This is a genomic window from Chromobacterium sp. W521 (assembly GCF_052805975.1).
In genome coordinates this window covers 185,062-200,121 of record NZ_JBRBAF010000002.1, presented here as the reverse complement: position 1 = coordinate 200,121, position 15,060 = coordinate 185,062, and the positions used below count along the sequence as shown (strand labels likewise).

Below are 15,060 nucleotides of genomic sequence, written 5' to 3'. Positions count from 1 at the left end.
ATATCGCAGAACCTTGCGCACTCACCGACAGACACCATGGCAGCTGAAGACATTACTCTCTCCGCGCCGGCGCCCATCGTGGTCCGCCTGCTCAACAGTCCGCTGCGCGGCTGCGAATTCCTTTTGCAACCGGGCAAGACCTTGTTTCTGGTGGGCCCGGCCGCCGCCCTGACCGAAGCCGGCCAATTGCCGGAATTGCCGGCCGACGCGCTGTTCATTCCCCTGGAACAGGGGGGCGTCAATTTCGAAGTGCTGATTGATCGCGCCGAGCCAGACCGAGTGACTTTGCGCGAACTGGGCGACGCCGGCGTGGACAAGCGCCCGGCCGAATTCAACCGCCCGCTGCGCATCGGCGCGCTGGAACTGGCGCTGCGGCCGGAGCACCTGTCCTGGTCGCCGGAGGTGCTGGGTCACGGCCAGGACGCGCCCCAGCCGGAACAAAAACCCGCGCGTCGCCACGCCGCCGCCGCGGTGGCGCTGGCGGTGCTCGCCGTCCTGTTGCTGGCCGGCGGCGGCTATTGGCTGTGGAACACCCCTCAACGCCAGGCCTCGGAATTGAACGCGCTGCTGGGACGCGACAGCCAACGCTTCCAGGTGCTGCCCGGCCGCGACGGCGTGTTTTACGTCTCCGCCGCCAATGAGCGGGATAGCGCCTGGGCGCGGCAGGTACTGGCGCGCGGCGATTACAACCGCCCGGCGCGGGTGCTCAGCCCGCGGCAGGAAAACGAACGCGTCGGCCGCTGGCTGGCGGATCACTACCCGCACCTGCCCTATTACCGCTTGCAGCTGGACAACCCGCGCCGGCCTCAGCTTTGGGTCAGCCAACAGCGCGCCGCGCTGGGCGGACCGGCCAGTCAGGCACTGTCGCAGCGGCTGGCCGAGCAGATGCCCTACGCCGACGCGGTGGACATTGTGCCGGTGGACGACGCCGCCGCCGCGAGTCAGGCCGAAACCGGCCTGTCGCGCCAGGCGCTGCCCTTCACCCGCAGCGAGCAGCCCAACGGCGTCACCTTCGTGATCCAGGGCTCGCTGGACGACGGCGAACTGTTGCGCGCGCGTCGCTTCGTCGACGACTACTACCGCCAATGGGGCGGCCGCTACGTGCAATTCGCCATTGAATTGAAGGACGACTGGCTCAAGGGCAAGTCCTTCAAGTACGGCAACCAGGGTTACGTCAAGATGGCGACCGGCCACTGGTATTTCCCCAAACCACTCTAGAACCACAAGGTAATTCACCATGGCAATCGATCTCCCTAACAAAGACTGGACACTCAGCGATATGTCCGGCGAGTTCGACAACGGCGTAGCGCAACTGCAAGAGGAGTTGAAAACCGCGCTGGACGACCTGAACAAGAACCCGTCCAACCCCAAGATCCTGGCCGACTACCAGAGCAAGCTGTCCGAATACAACCTGTACCGCAATGCGCAATCCAACACCGTCAAGGTGTTCAAGGACATCGACGCGGCCATTATCCAGAACTTCCGCTAAACCTCGACGCCGGCCACGCGCCGGCGCTTCAGGAGTCCGCCCCATGACCCCCATCGCCGCCCAGTCTCTGGACGCGCTGACCGCTCAGGTCAGCGACATCACCCGTTCCGAGCACAATCTCGTGTCGCTGGACGACCGCCTGATCCAGGCCTTCTCTCAAAACGCCGTCAATGTAGGCATGGAGAAGGACGCTATTCTGCAACGGTTGGAACAGCCGGGTCTGTTGAGCAACCCCGCCGTGCTGATGGAACTGCAGCAGCGCACTTCCAATTACAACCTGGAGGTGTCCATGATCAGCACCCTCACCCGCAAGACCGTGGGCGCGGTAGAAAGCCTGCTGCGCTCATGATCCGCCATGGTTTCAAAGCCGTATTGCTGGCATTGCTGCTGACCGGCTGCCAGCAGAAAGACCTGCTCAAGGGCCTGGACCAGCAGCAGGCCAATGAAGTGATTGCCGTCTTGCAACGCCACAATATCGAAGCCGACAAGACCGACCGCGGCAAGGCCGGTTTCAGCATCGCCGTGGCGCAGCCGGACTTCGCCGCCGCCGTGGACTGGCTGAAGGCCTACAACCTGCCGTCGCGGCCGCGGGTGGAAGTGGCGCAGATGTTCCCGGCGGATTCCCTGGTGTCCTCGCCGCGCGCGGAGAAGGCGCGGCTGTATTCCGCCATCGAGCAGCGGCTGGAACAGTCGCTGCAAACCATGGACGGCGTGCTGTCCGCGCGCGTGCACGTCAGCTACGACCTGGATTCCGGCGAGGGCGGCCGCGCCGCCAAGCCCATCCATTTGTCCGCGCTGGCGGTGTACGACCGCGACGTGGACCCGGAGCAGATGGTCAACGACATCAAGCGCTTCCTGAAGAACAGCTTCGCCGACATCGATTACGACAATATCTCGGTGGTGCTGTCGCGGCGCAGCGAAGCGCAGCAGCAGGCGCCCACCGCCCCGGCGGAAGAGCGCGGCTCGGGCCTGAGTTGGCTGATGGCCGGCGTGGCGCTGATCGCGCTCTTGGGCGCGGCCGCCGGCTGGCTGTGGCAGCGCCGGGCGCCCAAACCCGCCGCCGAGCCCCCCGCCTCCGAGCCGCAGACCGGACATGAGTAAGCCGCCCGCCGCCCGTTCCCCGGCGCTGCAAGCGCTGCTGTACGACCCGCTGGCCTATCTCCACCCGCGGAGGCTGGTCCTGCCATCGGCGCTGACCGCCTCCGCCGCCGCGCGCGCCGCGGCCAATGAACTGGTGATTTCCGCCTATCGGCTGGACAGCGACTGCGCCGACGCCCAGTTGGACCCGCTGGCGCGGCAATGGCTGCGCCACTGGCGGCGGCTGCCGCAAACCGCCTATCTGCTGGGCTGCCACGCCTTGCGCGCCGGCCTGGGCTGGCAGGCCGGTCTGCTGCGGCTGCCGGACTGGGCTCAGGAATTCGCCGCCGTGGCGCTGCCGCCGGACGCCGCCGCCGCGCAACGGCCGGCGCTCAGCCACGGCGCGCTGCTGCTCACCGGCTACGGCCGTCTGCAAGCTTGGCGCGAGCGGCTGCCGCGCCCCTTGGCGCAACGCTTGCCGCTGCTGTTCCCGCCGGAGGCCGACGCCGCGCCGCCGCAACCGGCGGCCGATGCCCTGATTTTGACCTTGGCCCTACAACATGCCCAGAGACATCCCCACACCCCGCCCGCCGACCGCCGCTGAAGGCGTGCTGGTGCGCCGCGGCCAGCTGCGCCGCGCCGCTCGCGCCGACCAACTGGAGCGCGACGCGCGGCAACAGGCGCAGCGCGTGCTGCGCGAAGCCGAGCGCCAGGCCGAATCCTTGCGCCGGCAAGCCAGCCAGGAGGGCTACCAGCAAGGCATGCTCGCCGCGCTGAAACACGCGGCCGCCCATCTGGCCGCCAGCCAGGCCATGGCCTGGAACTGGCGCGAGCGGCTGGAGCAAGAGGCGCGCGCCATGCTGGCCGCCGCGGTGGACCATCCGGACACGCTGCTGCTCCTGCTGGACGAATGGCTGCGCGGCCTGGATCAGCCGGACGCCACCCTCTATCTCCAGCTGCCCAAGCGCACCCGCGCGCTGCAGCCTCAGTTGATGACGCTGCTGGCGGAAAACTGGCCCGGCGCCATCCAGATCGACTACCACGCCGACGCGCGCTTCATGATGCGCTGCGCGGACCAGGCGGCGGAGTTCTCGCCGGAACAGTACGTGGAACCAGCCAGCCGCCAGTTGCTGCAATGCCTGGAGCCCTTGCCCCAGGACTGCCGCCGTTTGTCGGAACAGGCGCTGCGCGGCTTGATCGCGCAACTGGAACATGACCTGGCGGCCTTGGCCGCCGCAGGCAGGAGCCCGGAATGATCCCCTCGCTGACCCCTTACGCCATGGGCCGCGCCGCCGCGCCCGGCGACGACCTCATCCCGCTGCAACAGCGGCTGCTGGCCGCGGCGCAAGACGTCGACGGCGCCGCGCCGCCGGCCGAAACGCCGGAGACCGACGACGCCAAGCCGGTGGAGCCGCCGCCGCACAAATGGCCGGATTTCCAGTCCGATCCAGTAGCGATAGCCTTCCTCGCGGCGCTACGCGAGCTGCCGCCGCCTGCGTCCGACTCGCAAGAGGACAAACAGCGCTACGCCGATGCCGTCGGCAGGCTGCTGCGCGACTTCAAGGACCCAGCCTCCGGCGAACTAGCCTTCCGAACACTGCAAGAGCAAAACGACATGATCCAGCGCACGCTGGAACAGCTTGACGCCGCCTCACCGCTGCACACCGCGCTGATGACCTCGCTGGTGAGCAATATCGGTATTGAGAGCATGATGACTCAATGGATGCAGGACGCGATTCTGTCCGGCGGCGTGCCCAAGGAGATGGAGGACTGGTGATTCACACCGCGTCCCACAAGGCCCGCGCCGCCGCCGCGTGATAGAAAACGTCGCCGCTGCGCTGGAACTCCCGCTGGCAGGCGTACACCAGCTTGATCACATGTTCGTTGCGCACGTTCAGCACGCGCTGCAGCAATAAGGGCCAAGCCGGCTGCGCCTCCGGCAGTTCCTCCGCCTCCAGCGCCGGCGCGCCGATGGACACATAGGCGACGCAGAAAGTCTGCCACAAGGCAGGGCGCCACGCTTCCGCCGGCAAGCCGGGCAGATGCTCCAGCACGTCGCGCAGCGCCAGCGTCGCCGTCACCATGTGCAGCGCGGTGAAATTGTCGGTCTGCCAATACACCCGCAGCGCCATCCGCGCCAGCGCGTCCAGCCAGTTCGCCGTTTTCGGCGCGCCGGGCAGCGCGGCGGCGAAACGCGGATCGGCCAACACCGCGTCGAAACGCTCGTGTATCCAGTCATCCGCGCTGTTCCAGCCGCCCATCGCCCGCGACAAGCTCGCCAGCCCATCCTCCACCGAAGCCACCGGCGCATTCGCATTCAAACCGGCGGGCAGGCACAGATAGCTGCTCAGATAATAGGCAAGACCCGCCGCCGCCTCTCCGTCGTGATCGGCGCGCAGAGCGAAAGCCAGCCGGATCAAGGGGTGGAAAGCGCCGCCGCCGGGCGAAAACGGCAGGCTGCCCAGCACCTCGCGCACGGTTTCTTCCACGCCGCACGCCGCCACTCTCTCCTCCATCACCCTGAGCAGCGCCGGGAAAGCGTCCAACCGCCCCACGGCCGTGTCCCACCGTCCCCAGCCGATATCGTAGCGCGTCGCTTCCGCAGGCTCTGCGCGCTCGCTTTCCCAAAAATCGAAAAATGCGCGCAGTTGGTGCGGCTCCGCCCCCATTTCCGCCAAGGCGGTCAGCGCCATCGGGCAATGGTTGGTGGTGTCGCTGTGCATCAGCGAAAACTCATGGTTGGCGTCCAGCAAGGCATGCAGTTCCGTGTGACGGCTTGGCGCGTTCATGGCGTCCTCCTTGAAAAAATCTTGGCCTCACGATAAAAGTTAAAGTCAACTTTAAGTCAAGCGAGTCCGCGCATGCCTGCTGTTCCCACTGCCAAACCCTTCCCCTGGCTCAGCATAGGCGAGCTGGCGCGCCGCTCCGGCGTGGCCGCCAGCGCCCTGCGCTATTACGAAAGCCAAGGCCTGCTGCACAGCGCCCGCTCCGCCGGCGGCCAGCGCCGGTACCCGCGCGACGCGCTGCGCCGCGTCGCCTTCATCCGCGCGGCCCAGATCGTCTGGCATCAGCCTGGACGACATCCGAGGCTCGCTGGCCGCCCTGCCCAGCCAGCGCACGCCCACCCCGCGCGACTGGGAAGCGCTGTCCGCGGACTGGCTGCCGCGCCTGCAACAGCGCATAGACGAACTGACCCGGCTGCGCGACCGGCTGGGCAACTGCATAGGCTGCGGCTGTCTGTCTCTGAGCCAATGCGCGCTGTACAACCCCGGTGACTGCGCGGCCAGCCAGGGCGATGGGCCGCGCTACCTGATCGGCGAACCCCCGGCCCAACCGCCGGGTCAAGACGGCGGCTGAGAAGGTAGTTACGACCTGGCGAGCTAGAGCGAGACAAGGCGTTGCGGCTGAGCAAGCAGGGTGCGCGCGCGGCGCGTGAGCATTTTGAAGACGGCTCTCATCGCATAAGGGCTCAGTTGCTCGTAAACAGGTTCTGAGCGCTTCCTGAAAGCCGTCGCCGGAGCGGCGCGATGTAATGGCGGCCATTTCAACGCCACTGGAGCGCCATCATGCTATTGCCTCTCGGCTTCCCTCCGTCCGGCCCCACGCCAGCCCCTCGCACGCCCCGGCCCCCGAAACTCCCGCCGTCCAGACCGGCAGCCTTAACGGCAAGCCGGTGCGCATAGACGACAGCGCTGAAAGCCGCGGCAAGGCCCACGCGGTCTTGAGCGTACGATAGCAACTTGGATCCTTTGAAAAACTCGATGCTCGGCACGCAGCGCTCGGAGACTCAATCCAATATCCGCAAAGCCATCCTGCAAAGTTGGCTGAACACGCCTGCCGCCCCTGCGGACTCGTCAGCCGAGCATCCTTCCTCCCCGGCGGATAAACCCGTCACGACGGAACCGTGGCGTGCTCAGTACGCCACGGTCATGAAGCAACTGCTCACCCAGCGTCCACAGCGCTCGGAATAAGCGCCATGCCCCGGCCGCCGCCCGCGGCCGGCTTCCATCCACCCGTCCAAGAAGAAAAAAACATGTCCACGCCTTTCCAACACGCCGTCGTCGAACTTTGCCAATCCCTGTCGCTTCCGCCTCCGGATCAGATGGACGACAGCCTTTTCACCCTGCAAGTGGGCGAACACGCGGTGCACCTGAGCGAGCAGCCCGCGCGTCAGCTGCTGATGTTCTGTTGCCTGTCTCCGCAGCAGGCGCAAGCGGACGCGTCGCCGCTGCGGCAGAACCTGTTCAGCGACGATCCGCTCAAGCCAGTGATCGGCCAATCCGCGCACAGCCAGGACTGGGTGCTGTGGAACCGCCAGCCGCTGGCGCATTGCGACGCCGCGGCGCTCCAGCGGCAGCTGGAACGCATCAGCGACTGCGCCGAGCGGTGCTGCCGCGCGCCTGAACCAACAGCGTCGGCCTTTGCGCCGCAAGCGCTGCGCCAGCGTCACGCCCGGCTGCATTGCTGAGCAGGACAAGGTCGGCACGAAAACGGCCGAGGCCGCCGGCATGCTCGAATACGCCGGCCAAGCCTCGGCCTCGCTCAATCAGCGGCAACCGCCGCCTACAAGGCCACCACCGGGAAATCGATCTCGGTGCCGGCGACCAGATTGGCGTAATTGGTCAGCGTGTTCAGCGCCACCGCGGCGATCACCTCCACCAGCAGGCCGTCGTCGACGCCGGCGGCGCGCGCCGCGGCCAGGTCCTGATCGGACAGCACCCCGCGCTGGCCGACGATTTGCACGGTCAGGCGGGCAATCGCGTCGGTCTGCGCATCCGCGGCCTGGCCTGCCCGCGCCGCCTGGATGTCCGTCTCGCTCAAACCCGCGCCCTTGCTCATCAAGGTATGGGCGGACAGGCAGTACTGGCAAGCGTTGGCCTGGGCGGCCGCCAAAGCGATCACTTCACGCTGACGCGCGCTGAGCCTGCCCTTGGCCAAAGCTTCGGAGAAGCCCAGATAAGCGTTCAACACCGCCGGCGACTGGGCGAAGGTGGAGAACAGATTGGGCACCATGCCCAGTTTGGCTTTGACGGCGTCCAGGGTGGCGCCCAGTTCCGGGCTGGCCTGATTGCGGTTTACGGTGGGGATGCGGGACATAATGGGCTCCAGACATTCAAGTTGAACAACGATAGGGACTGCACGGAAGCCATATTGCAATACAATCGATGTCATATCGTCTCGAAAACTTTGCAGATCGTATCGAAATGGACCTGTTGACGCCCCTGTTGCAGCAAAGCGCGTTTTCCGCGCGCGTGTTCCATCATGGCAATCTATGCCATCTGGCGGACTTCGACCCTGGCGCAATGGCCGGTCATCTGCATTTGTTCAAAGGCGGCCGCCTGAGTTGCACGCTGCGCGACACCCTGGTGCTGGATACCGACCGCCCTTGCGCGCTGCTGTTTCCGCGCCCCAGCGCCCACACCCTGCTGCCGGTGGGCGAACGCGGCGCCGACCTGGTCTGCGCCACGCTGGACCTGGGCTTCAAGACCGGCGGCCCGCTGGCGATGGCGCTGCCGGAATGCCTGGTGCTTTACCTGGACGACGCCCCCAACCTGCTGCCCACGCTGCAACTGCTGTTCGACGAAGCCTTCTCCGAGCGCTTCGCCCGTCAAGCGGCGCTGGACCGGCTAATGGAATACTTTCTGATTCAAGCGATACGCGCGGTGATAGACAGCGGCCAAATCCACAGCGGCATTTTCGCCGCCATGACCGACCCCAAACTGGCGCGCGCCGTCAACGCCATCCATGCGCGCCCGGAGCGCGGGTGGACCGTGGAACTGCTGGCGGAACAGGCCGGCATGTCGCGCGCGCGCTTCGCCGCCCGCTTCCGCGAACAAGTCGGCCTCTCCCCGCTGGATTATCTGACCGACTGGCGGCTGGCCGTCGTCCGCCACCAGTTGCGCCAGGGACACGCGATCAAGCGCATCGCCGCCCAAGTGGGCTACGCCAGCCCCGCAGCGCTCAGCCGGGTGTTTGCCCAACGACTTGGGCTGCCGCCCAGCGATTGGTTGAAACAACAGGCGGCAATTTGAACAGCGCCACGCGTGGAACTTTGGAATCCGCCCCCCCATCTGACTCCAGACCGCGGCGATCCAATGGACGCGCCGCGCCGAATCCACCATAGGGAAACATCATGAATGCACCACGCCTCGCCGCCGCCGGCCTGATCTGCGCCGGCTTGTTCAGCCTGCCGGCTCACGCCGCCACGCTGTGCACCCTGCTGGCCGACGCCAAAAGCGGCGACATCCTGCTGCAGCAGGGCAACTGCGAACAGCGCTACACGCCGGCCTCCACCTTCAAGATTCCGCTCAGCGTGATGGGCTTCGACTCCGGCTTCCTTCAGAGCGAACACCAGCCGGCGCTGCCTTATCGGGACGGCTATGTGGACTGGGGCGGCGATAACTGGAAACAGCCCACCGATCCGGTGCGCTGGCTGAAATACTCTGTGGTGTGGTATTCGCAGCAGATCGCCCAGGCCTTGGGCGAAGAGCGGCTAAGCCGTTACGCCGACGCCTTCGGCTACGGCAACGCCGACTTCAGCGGCGACCCGGGCAAGCACAACGGCCTGGAGCGCGCCTGGATCGCTTCTTCGCTGAAAGTGTCGCCGCTGGAACAGCTGGCCTTTGTGCGCAAACTGGTCAACCTTGAACTGCCGGTGTCCAAGCGCGCGCAGGAACTGACAATGAAGATCGTGGAAACCAGCGCCGCGGCGGACGGCTGGCAGGCTCACGGCAAAACCGGCATGGCTTATCCGCGCAAGGCGGACGGCGAGTTCGACGAAGAACACCCTTACGGCTGGTATGTGGGCTGGGCCAATAAGGGCGAGCGCTCGCTGGTCTTCGTGCGCCTGATCCAGGACGACAAGAAAGAGCCGGGCACCGCCGGCGTGCGCTCGCGCGCGGCTTTCCTGGAGGAGCTGCCGGCGCTTGCCGCAGCCCCCTCCACCGCTCAATCCATCAGCCGCTGATACAAATACACCAGCACCCGCGCCAGTTCCTGCGCGGTCTGTTCCTGGCCGGCGTTGCCGCTGTGGCCGCCGGCCTCGGTTTCCAATAGCAGCGCGTCGTGGCCCAACTCCCGCATCCGCGCCACCATCTTGCGCGCGTGCGCCGGATGCACGCGGTCGTCCTTGGCGCTGGTGGTGAACAGCGCCAGCGGATAGGCCAGATCGCCGCGCAGCCGGTGGTAGGGCGAGTACGCCGCCAGCGCCGGACGTTGCGCCGGATCGTCCGGGTCGCCGTATTCGTCTATCCAGCTGGCGCCGGCCAGCAGCTCGGTATAGCGCAGCATGTCCAGCAGCGGCACTTCGCATACCACCGCGCCGAACAACTCCGGCCGCTGCGTCATGCAGGCGCCCACCAGCAGGCCGCCGTTGCTGCCGCCCTCGATGCCCAGCCTGGCCGGCGCGGTCAGACCGCGCGCCACCATGTCTTCCGCCACCGCGATAAAGTCATCGAAGCTCACTTGGCGGTTCACCCCCTGCGCCGCCTGATGCCAGCCAGGGCCGAATTCGCCGCCGCCGCGGATGCAGGCCAGCGCGAAGGCCCCGCCGCGCTGCAGCCAGTGCGGGCCAAAGTTCTCCACGTAGTAAGGCATCATCGGCACTTCGAAACCGCCGTAGCCGTACAGCAAGGTGGGCGTGGAGCCGTCCAGCGGCGCGTCGCGCCGACGCACCACGAAATAGGGAATGCTTTCGCCGTCCGGCGCGCGCGCCTGCCATTGCTCGGCGATGAAATCAGCCGGATCGAAAGCCTCCGGCTGACGACGCAGGCATTCCTGCGCGCCGCTGGCCACGTCCAGCCGGTACAGACCGGTGGGGGTGAGGAAGTCGCTGAAGCTGTAGCACAGAATATCGCTGTCCCAGGGCTGGTCGGCGAACTCGATCACCCCGCCGCTGGGCGTGGGCAGGGCGCGCTCGCGCCAGAGGCCATCGACCTTGTCGAAGGCCAGCAGCCGGCTTTTAACCTGGTCCAACAGATTCACCACCACGCTGGCGCGCGTGGTCTCCACGGACTCCACCGCCAAGCGCGGCTGCGGCGCCACCAGCAATTGCGCGGCGATCCGCCCCTGCCGCAGCGGCGCCAGCGCCACCGCCAGCAAGGCGCCGGCCGGATAGCGGGTTCCGGCGGCGTCCCAGTCTTCGGCCAGCTTAACGATCAGGTCGCCATGCAGATAGGCTTCCAGCTCGGCCTTGGCCGGCAGCGACAGCGCATGGACGTCCAGCGCTTCGTCGATCAGATGGTAGGTTTTGCTGTAGAAGCTGTCCGAGCACTCGATCAGGTCCAGCGTCGCGCCGTCGGCGTCGAGGAAGCGCCAGGCGGCCACCATCATCGCGTCCTCGCCGGCGGCGAACACTTGGCTCCACGCATGCCGGCCTTCCTCGCCGCGCTCCACCAGCCACACTTCGCGCGGATAACCGGAACGCGTCAGCGGCGCGCCCGGCCAGCCGGGGCAAACCCAGGCGCTGTCCGGATCCCGCCAAGCCACATGGCTCTTGCCTTCCGGAAAGCTGAAACCGTCCGCCCGCCATGCCCCGGCGGCCAGATCGTATTCGCGCGCAATGCCCGCGTCGCCGCCGCCGGCGGTCAAATGCACCATGGCCTGCAAGGGTGCCAGCGTGCAGTGAGACACGCCGTCCAGATACCAGTCCTCGTCGGCGGCTTCGGCCAGCGCGTCGATGTCCAGCACGATCTGCCAGTCCTGCTCGACGGCGCGGTAGGCCGCCAGCGTGGTGCGGCGGTAAATGCCGCGCGGATGGGCTTCGTCCTGGTGGAAGTTGTACAGCCAGCCGTCGTGCTCGGCGCAGAACGGGATCTGGCGGGTGTCGCGCAGGTGCGCGAGGATCTCGTCGCGCAGGCCGGCGAAACGCGGGTCCGCGTCCAGCCGCGCCTGGGCGCGCGCGTTCTGCTCGGCCACCCATTCGGCGGCGGCGGGGTCGTCCAGGTTTTCCAGCCAGGCGTGGGGATCGGGAGCGTTATAGTCGGACATCGGCGTCATCACGGTTGCGGATCAATGGCCGCGAGGTTAGCACTCCGCGCCGCCGACGCCAAACCCGGCGCTAATCCACGCTCCGCGCGGCGGCTTTGAAACGGGCGATGACCTCCGGCGCGGTACCGCGATTGAAGGCGGCGTACAGGGCGCTGTCCAGCTGGGACAGCTTCATGCCGCGCCGCACCAACGCCGCGTCCAGCCCTAGAGACTTGAGCTTGCGGCGCATGCCTATCTCGGTGGAGGGCAGCAGGTCGCAGCGGCCGGACACCAGCTTCTTGACGTTGATGCTGGCATCGGAAGTCGGATCCAGTCTCGGAAAGCCCTCCGTCTTCAGATACTCTTGCCGGTAATCTCCCAACACCACGCACACCGAATAGCGCTTGGCCGCCGCCAGCGTCGGAGCCTGGATATCCCGGCGCGTCGCCAACTGATAGAAATACACATCAGAATCCAGCAGCTTGACGGCGAAGTTCAGGCGCTTGAGCCGCTCCCGGGTTTTGGCGATAGGAAAGATCGCCGCGCCCGGCCGGGTCTTGGCCTCCTCGTAGGCCCTCGCCCACGGCACCGTCTCGATGCGCGACGGCGGCAGGCCGAGATGGTCCAGAATGGCCAACACGGGCGCCACCGCCAGCCCGCCGCTGATCCGGCCGTCCGGCCCCACTTCCACATAGGGAGGATCGCCGCTGCTGAACAGCCTCACCTCGTCCAGAGAGCCCGCCAGAGCGCCGCCGCAAGCCAGCGCGGCGCAGCAGGCGCTCAACCATCGTTTCATCCCGCCTCCTTTTCACACGCCGCAGCTGCTTAATTTATAGCCGTCGGATCTCCGTTCAGTCGGACAACACCCGTTGCAACGCCTCCACCAGCCTATCCAGATCCTCTCGCCGCACCTGCCAGTGGGTGACGATGCGCATCAGGCCGCCCTCGGGCGGATTGGCCTTGACGCCGGCCTGGCGCAACGCGGCCATCAACTCGGCCACGTCGATGTCGGCGGTAAAGCGGAACCACACCATATTGATGTGCACGTCTTCCAGCTTCACCTCGACGCAGGGCAGCGCGGCCAGCCGCTCGGCCAGGTAGCGGGCGTTGGCGTGGTCGTCCTTGAGCCGATCCACCATCTCGTTCAGCGCCACGATGCCGGGCGCGGCGATGACCCCCGCCTGGCGCATGCCGCCGCCCAACAGCTTGCGGTTGCGGCGCGCGCGGGCGATGAAATCCGCGCTGCCGGCCAGGATGGAGCCCACCGGCGCGGCCAGGCCCTTGGACAGGCAAAACATCACCGTGTCGGCGTATTGGGCGATGTCTCGCGCATCGCAGCCCAAATGGGCCGCGGCGTTGAAAATACGCGCGCCGTCCAGATGCACCGGCACATGGTGGCGACGCGCCACCTCTGCGCTGGCGGCCATCGCTTCCAAAGGAATCACGCGGCCGTTGCAGTGCGCGTTTTCCAGACAGATCAAGCCGGTGCGCGGCCAGTGGATATCCTCGCCAACGCGGATGCGCTGTTCAATCGCCTCGGGCGACATCACGCCGTCCACGCCGGCGATGGTGCGCAGCTGCACGCCACCTATCACCGCCGCACCGCCGGTTTCGTGCCAGACGATGTGACAACCCTCTTCCAGAATCACCTCGTCGCCGCGCTGGCAATGAGTGAAGATGGCCAGTTGGTTGCCGAAGTTGCCGGTGGGCACGAACAGCGCAGCTTCCTTGCCCAGCCTCTCCGCGGCAAGTTGTTCCAGCGCTTGCACCGTGGGATCGTCGCCGTAGACGTCGTCGCCCACCTCGGCGTTGAACATCGCTTCCCGCATTGCCGGCGTCGGTTGGGTCACGGTGTCGCTGCGTACATCAATCCATTGCATGATTAGCTCCTTCGCTAAGTGGAAATCTCGGGCCCTTGTCGCGGCAAGGTCAGGTAGGCGGCCAAGGCGGCCGCGACGCAGCGTGTCAATTCCGCCTCGTCCGGCGCGTCCTCCAGCGCCAAGCCGTGAATCAGGCTGTCCGCCATCCGCAGCAGGCGCGGCGCGCGCTCGGCGGGCAAACCGCAGCCGGCCAGCCACTCCGCCACGCAGTCCAGCAACGCGGCGTCCTGAGGATTGTCCGCCGGCGGCAAATCAAACTGCGGCCACTCTCGCTCCAGCACCCGGTGCAGCCCGGGCGCGGCCAGATGCAAGCGCAGGCACGCGGACACCAGACACGCCAGTTGCGCCTGCCACGGCAGGCCGTCGCTCAGGCGCAAAGCCTCCCGCGCCGTGGCCAGGGTCTCTTCGCCGTGACGGCCGTGCAACGCCGCCACCAGCGCCTGTTTATTGGGAAAGTACTGATACAAAGAGCCGATGCTCACACCGGCCAGCTCCGCCGCCTTATTAGTGGTCAACCCGGCATAGCCGTCGTGCTCCAGAATGCGAGCAGCCGCCTCCAGAATCGCCGCCACCACGTGGCGGGAGCGGGCTTGGCCGGGTTGTTTTCGGGCTTGCGGAATCATGGGCATGCGGCGGTCCGTAAGGGCGGGAGGCCTGCGCCGCGGCAACGGGACCTGCGGCGAGAAGACGGCGACAAAGGCTTAGCAGAACACGAGTTTTGCCGGCTGACAAGGGCGGATACATTGAAAGCGACTCCAACCCACCCTGAAAGCGGAACCATGAGCCAAAGCTACGCCTTCTTCGCGCTGCTGCGCGTCCATCCCAACTGGCTGCGCTTGAGCCGGCCCGAACGCCGGCAATTCGAAGCGGAAACCCTGCGTCCGATCTACGCGCGCTATCCGGCGGTGCGCATGCGCTGGTTCGACGCCGAAGCCTTCACCACCCGCTGCAGCGATATCGCGCTGTTTGAAACGGAATCGATCAAGGATTTCTATTACCTGATCGACGCGCTGCGCGACAGCAAACTCGTCACCGAGCCTTATTTCGAGTTCGTCGACATTCTGCCGGCGGTGGAAGACGGCTTCCGCGACTACGACGCGCAGCTGTCCGCGGGCTGAACCGACCACTCCGCCAGGCCGGCCAATACAAACGGCGACCTTGCGGTCGCCGTGTCGCTGCTGCGGGAGGCCGGGTTATGCCCGGCGAATCCGGCCCGGAACGGCCGGTGGAAACACTCTCAGATTGTCAGCAGTGGCTTAATGGATTCGATACGATTGCTTGATCTCGCTTACGCGGCGCTCGGCCTGTTGAACGGTCAGCGGACTCATGCTCACATGAGCGCCGCAATGGCAGCGCAACACGCTGTCGGGGTGCAGGGACTTGAGATGATGACGGATTTCATGGCCGCATTCCTCGCAGGCGACCACGACGGTGGCGTTGTAATGCTTGTCCAGATCAATATCGAATCTTTGCTGCTTCATGGGAATCTCCCTTGCTGTGACAAAGGCCGGCCGGCCAGAGGAAGAGCAGGAAGCGCTTCATGGCCGACCTGAAATGAAGGATAGCCCCGCCGACGAAAGGTTCCCAGCAATCAGCCACTTAACTGTGGTTTTTTTGACCGCGGGCAAGCCCCGCGTCCATGGCCGA

Annotated in this window: 20 protein-coding genes and 1 pseudogene; 14 read left to right on the top strand and 7 right to left on the bottom strand. The window is 66.4% G+C overall.

What is annotated here, in order from left to right; translation table 11 throughout:
* The first annotated feature begins 36 nt into the window (after positions 1-36).
* The 7 genes from ACUXV1_RS03415 to ACUXV1_RS03385 are packed head-to-tail and all read left to right on the top strand — an operon-like array spanning position 37 to position 4,343.
* Positions 37-1,218: a PrgH/EprH family type III secretion inner membrane ring protein gene (locus ACUXV1_RS03415; RefSeq protein WP_446014645.1), complete on the top strand. Its 1,182-nt coding sequence runs from the start codon at positions 37-39 to the stop codon at positions 1,216-1,218.
* A gap of 19 nt (positions 1,219-1,237) precedes the next feature.
* The gene (locus ACUXV1_RS03410) at positions 1,238-1,489 is read left to right on the top strand and encodes a type III secretion system needle complex protein (RefSeq protein ID WP_043635026.1); all 252 of its coding nucleotides are present in this window, start codon (positions 1,238-1,240) and stop codon (positions 1,487-1,489) included.
* A 43-nt stretch (positions 1,490-1,532) separates the two neighbouring features.
* Positions 1,533-1,838, top strand: a complete 306-nt coding sequence (sctI, locus tag ACUXV1_RS03405) for a type III secretion system inner rod subunit SctI (protein ID WP_179140697.1) — start codon at positions 1,533-1,535, stop codon at positions 1,836-1,838.
* Positions 1,835-2,590, top strand: a complete 756-nt coding sequence (locus ACUXV1_RS03400) for an EscJ/YscJ/HrcJ family type III secretion inner membrane ring protein (protein ID WP_052370417.1) — start codon at positions 1,835-1,837, stop codon at positions 2,588-2,590. Before sctI ends, ACUXV1_RS03400 begins: the two co-directional genes overlap by 4 nt.
* Positions 2,583-3,170 carry a type III secretion apparatus protein OrgA/MxiK gene (locus tag ACUXV1_RS03395; protein ID WP_043635018.1) on the top strand — a complete coding sequence of 196 codons (588 nt, stop codon included), beginning with the start codon at positions 2,583-2,585 and terminating at the stop codon, positions 3,168-3,170. Before ACUXV1_RS03400 ends, ACUXV1_RS03395 begins: the two co-directional genes overlap by 8 nt.
* Positions 3,127-3,822, top strand: a complete 696-nt coding sequence (locus ACUXV1_RS03390) for a hypothetical protein (RefSeq protein WP_446014646.1) — start codon at positions 3,127-3,129, stop codon at positions 3,820-3,822. The genes ACUXV1_RS03395 and ACUXV1_RS03390 overlap by 44 nt, the downstream gene beginning before the upstream one ends.
* On the top strand, positions 3,819-4,343 hold the full coding sequence (locus ACUXV1_RS03385; RefSeq protein WP_052370416.1) for a hypothetical protein: 525 nt from the start codon (positions 3,819-3,821) through the stop codon (positions 4,341-4,343). The genes ACUXV1_RS03390 and ACUXV1_RS03385 overlap by 4 nt, the downstream gene beginning before the upstream one ends.
* 1 nt (position 4,344) lies before the next feature.
* On the opposite strand, the gene ACUXV1_RS03380 is transcribed toward ACUXV1_RS03385, so the two are convergent.
* Positions 4,345-5,355 (bottom strand): questin oxidase family protein, encoded by a 1,011-nt coding sequence (locus ACUXV1_RS03380; RefSeq protein WP_446014647.1) that lies wholly within the window; start codon positions 5,353-5,355, stop codon positions 4,345-4,347.
* A 72-nt stretch (positions 5,356-5,427) separates the two neighbouring features.
* On the opposite strand from ACUXV1_RS03380, the pseudogene ACUXV1_RS03375 reads away from it, so the two are divergent.
* The 4 genes and pseudogenes from ACUXV1_RS03375 to ACUXV1_RS03360 all read left to right on the top strand — a co-directional run.
* Positions 5,428-5,559: pseudogene (locus ACUXV1_RS03375) on the top strand (MerR family DNA-binding transcriptional regulator); the annotation flags it as partial.
* Positions 5,519-5,923, top strand: a complete 405-nt coding sequence (locus ACUXV1_RS03370; protein WP_446020052.1) for a MerR family DNA-binding protein — start codon at positions 5,519-5,521, stop codon at positions 5,921-5,923. The pseudogene ACUXV1_RS03375 and the gene ACUXV1_RS03370, both read left to right, overlap by 41 nt.
* A 383-nt stretch (positions 5,924-6,306) precedes the next feature.
* Positions 6,307-6,537, top strand: coding sequence for a hypothetical protein (locus tag ACUXV1_RS03365; protein WP_446014649.1), 231 nt, complete (start codon positions 6,307-6,309; stop codon positions 6,535-6,537).
* A gap of 62 nt (positions 6,538-6,599) precedes the next feature.
* Complete coding sequence (locus ACUXV1_RS03360; RefSeq protein ID WP_162179199.1) at positions 6,600-7,034, top strand: CesT family type III secretion system chaperone; 435 nt, start codon at positions 6,600-6,602, stop codon at positions 7,032-7,034.
* A gap of 95 nt (positions 7,035-7,129) precedes the next feature.
* Here the strand turns inward: ACUXV1_RS03360 and ACUXV1_RS03355 are convergent, their stop codons facing one another.
* Positions 7,130-7,663: a carboxymuconolactone decarboxylase family protein gene (locus ACUXV1_RS03355; protein WP_203390687.1), complete on the bottom strand. Its 534-nt coding sequence runs from the start codon at positions 7,661-7,663 to the stop codon at positions 7,130-7,132.
* Positions 7,664-7,731: 68 nt separating this feature from the next.
* Between ACUXV1_RS03355 and ACUXV1_RS03350 the strand changes: the two genes are divergently transcribed.
* Positions 7,732-8,598, top strand: coding sequence for a helix-turn-helix domain-containing protein (locus tag ACUXV1_RS03350; protein ID WP_218673400.1), 867 nt, complete (start codon positions 7,732-7,734; stop codon positions 8,596-8,598).
* 101 nt (positions 8,599-8,699) lie between these two features.
* Positions 8,700-9,533: a class D beta-lactamase gene (gene blaOXA / locus ACUXV1_RS03345; RefSeq protein WP_052370413.1), complete on the top strand. Its 834-nt coding sequence runs from the start codon at positions 8,700-8,702 to the stop codon at positions 9,531-9,533.
* Here blaOXA and ACUXV1_RS03340 read toward each other — a convergent pair.
* From ACUXV1_RS03340 to ACUXV1_RS03325, 4 genes are all read right to left on the bottom strand, one after another.
* On the bottom strand, positions 9,515-11,554 hold the full coding sequence (locus ACUXV1_RS03340) for a prolyl oligopeptidase family serine peptidase (RefSeq protein ID WP_337883259.1): 2,040 nt from the start codon (positions 11,552-11,554) through the stop codon (positions 9,515-9,517). The genes blaOXA and ACUXV1_RS03340 overlap by 19 nt on opposite strands.
* Before the next feature lie 70 nt (positions 11,555-11,624).
* Positions 11,625-12,329 (bottom strand): substrate-binding periplasmic protein, encoded by a 705-nt coding sequence (locus ACUXV1_RS03335; RefSeq protein WP_446014651.1) that lies wholly within the window; start codon positions 12,327-12,329, stop codon positions 11,625-11,627.
* Positions 12,330-12,384: 55 nt separating this feature from the next.
* Positions 12,385-13,413 carry a low-specificity L-threonine aldolase gene (ltaE, locus tag ACUXV1_RS03330; RefSeq protein WP_446014652.1) on the bottom strand — a complete coding sequence of 343 codons (1,029 nt, stop codon included), beginning with the start codon at positions 13,411-13,413 and terminating at the stop codon, positions 12,385-12,387.
* Positions 13,414-13,427: 14 nt separating this feature from the next.
* Positions 13,428-14,042 carry a TetR/AcrR family transcriptional regulator gene (locus ACUXV1_RS03325; RefSeq protein WP_081554483.1) on the bottom strand — a complete coding sequence of 205 codons (615 nt, stop codon included), beginning with the start codon at positions 14,040-14,042 and terminating at the stop codon, positions 13,428-13,430.
* Between the two features lie 150 nt (positions 14,043-14,192).
* On the opposite strand from ACUXV1_RS03325, the gene ACUXV1_RS03320 reads away from it, so the two are divergent.
* Entirely contained in the window at positions 14,193-14,531 is a 339-nt protein-coding gene (locus tag ACUXV1_RS03320) for a darcynin family protein (RefSeq protein WP_019101728.1), read from the top strand.
* 138 nt (positions 14,532-14,669) lie between these two features.
* Here the strand turns inward: ACUXV1_RS03320 and ACUXV1_RS03315 are convergent, their stop codons facing one another.
* Positions 14,670-14,894 (bottom strand): hypothetical protein, encoded by a 225-nt coding sequence (locus ACUXV1_RS03315; protein ID WP_019101727.1) that lies wholly within the window; start codon positions 14,892-14,894, stop codon positions 14,670-14,672.
* Between the last annotated feature and the right edge of the window lie 166 nt (positions 14,895-15,060).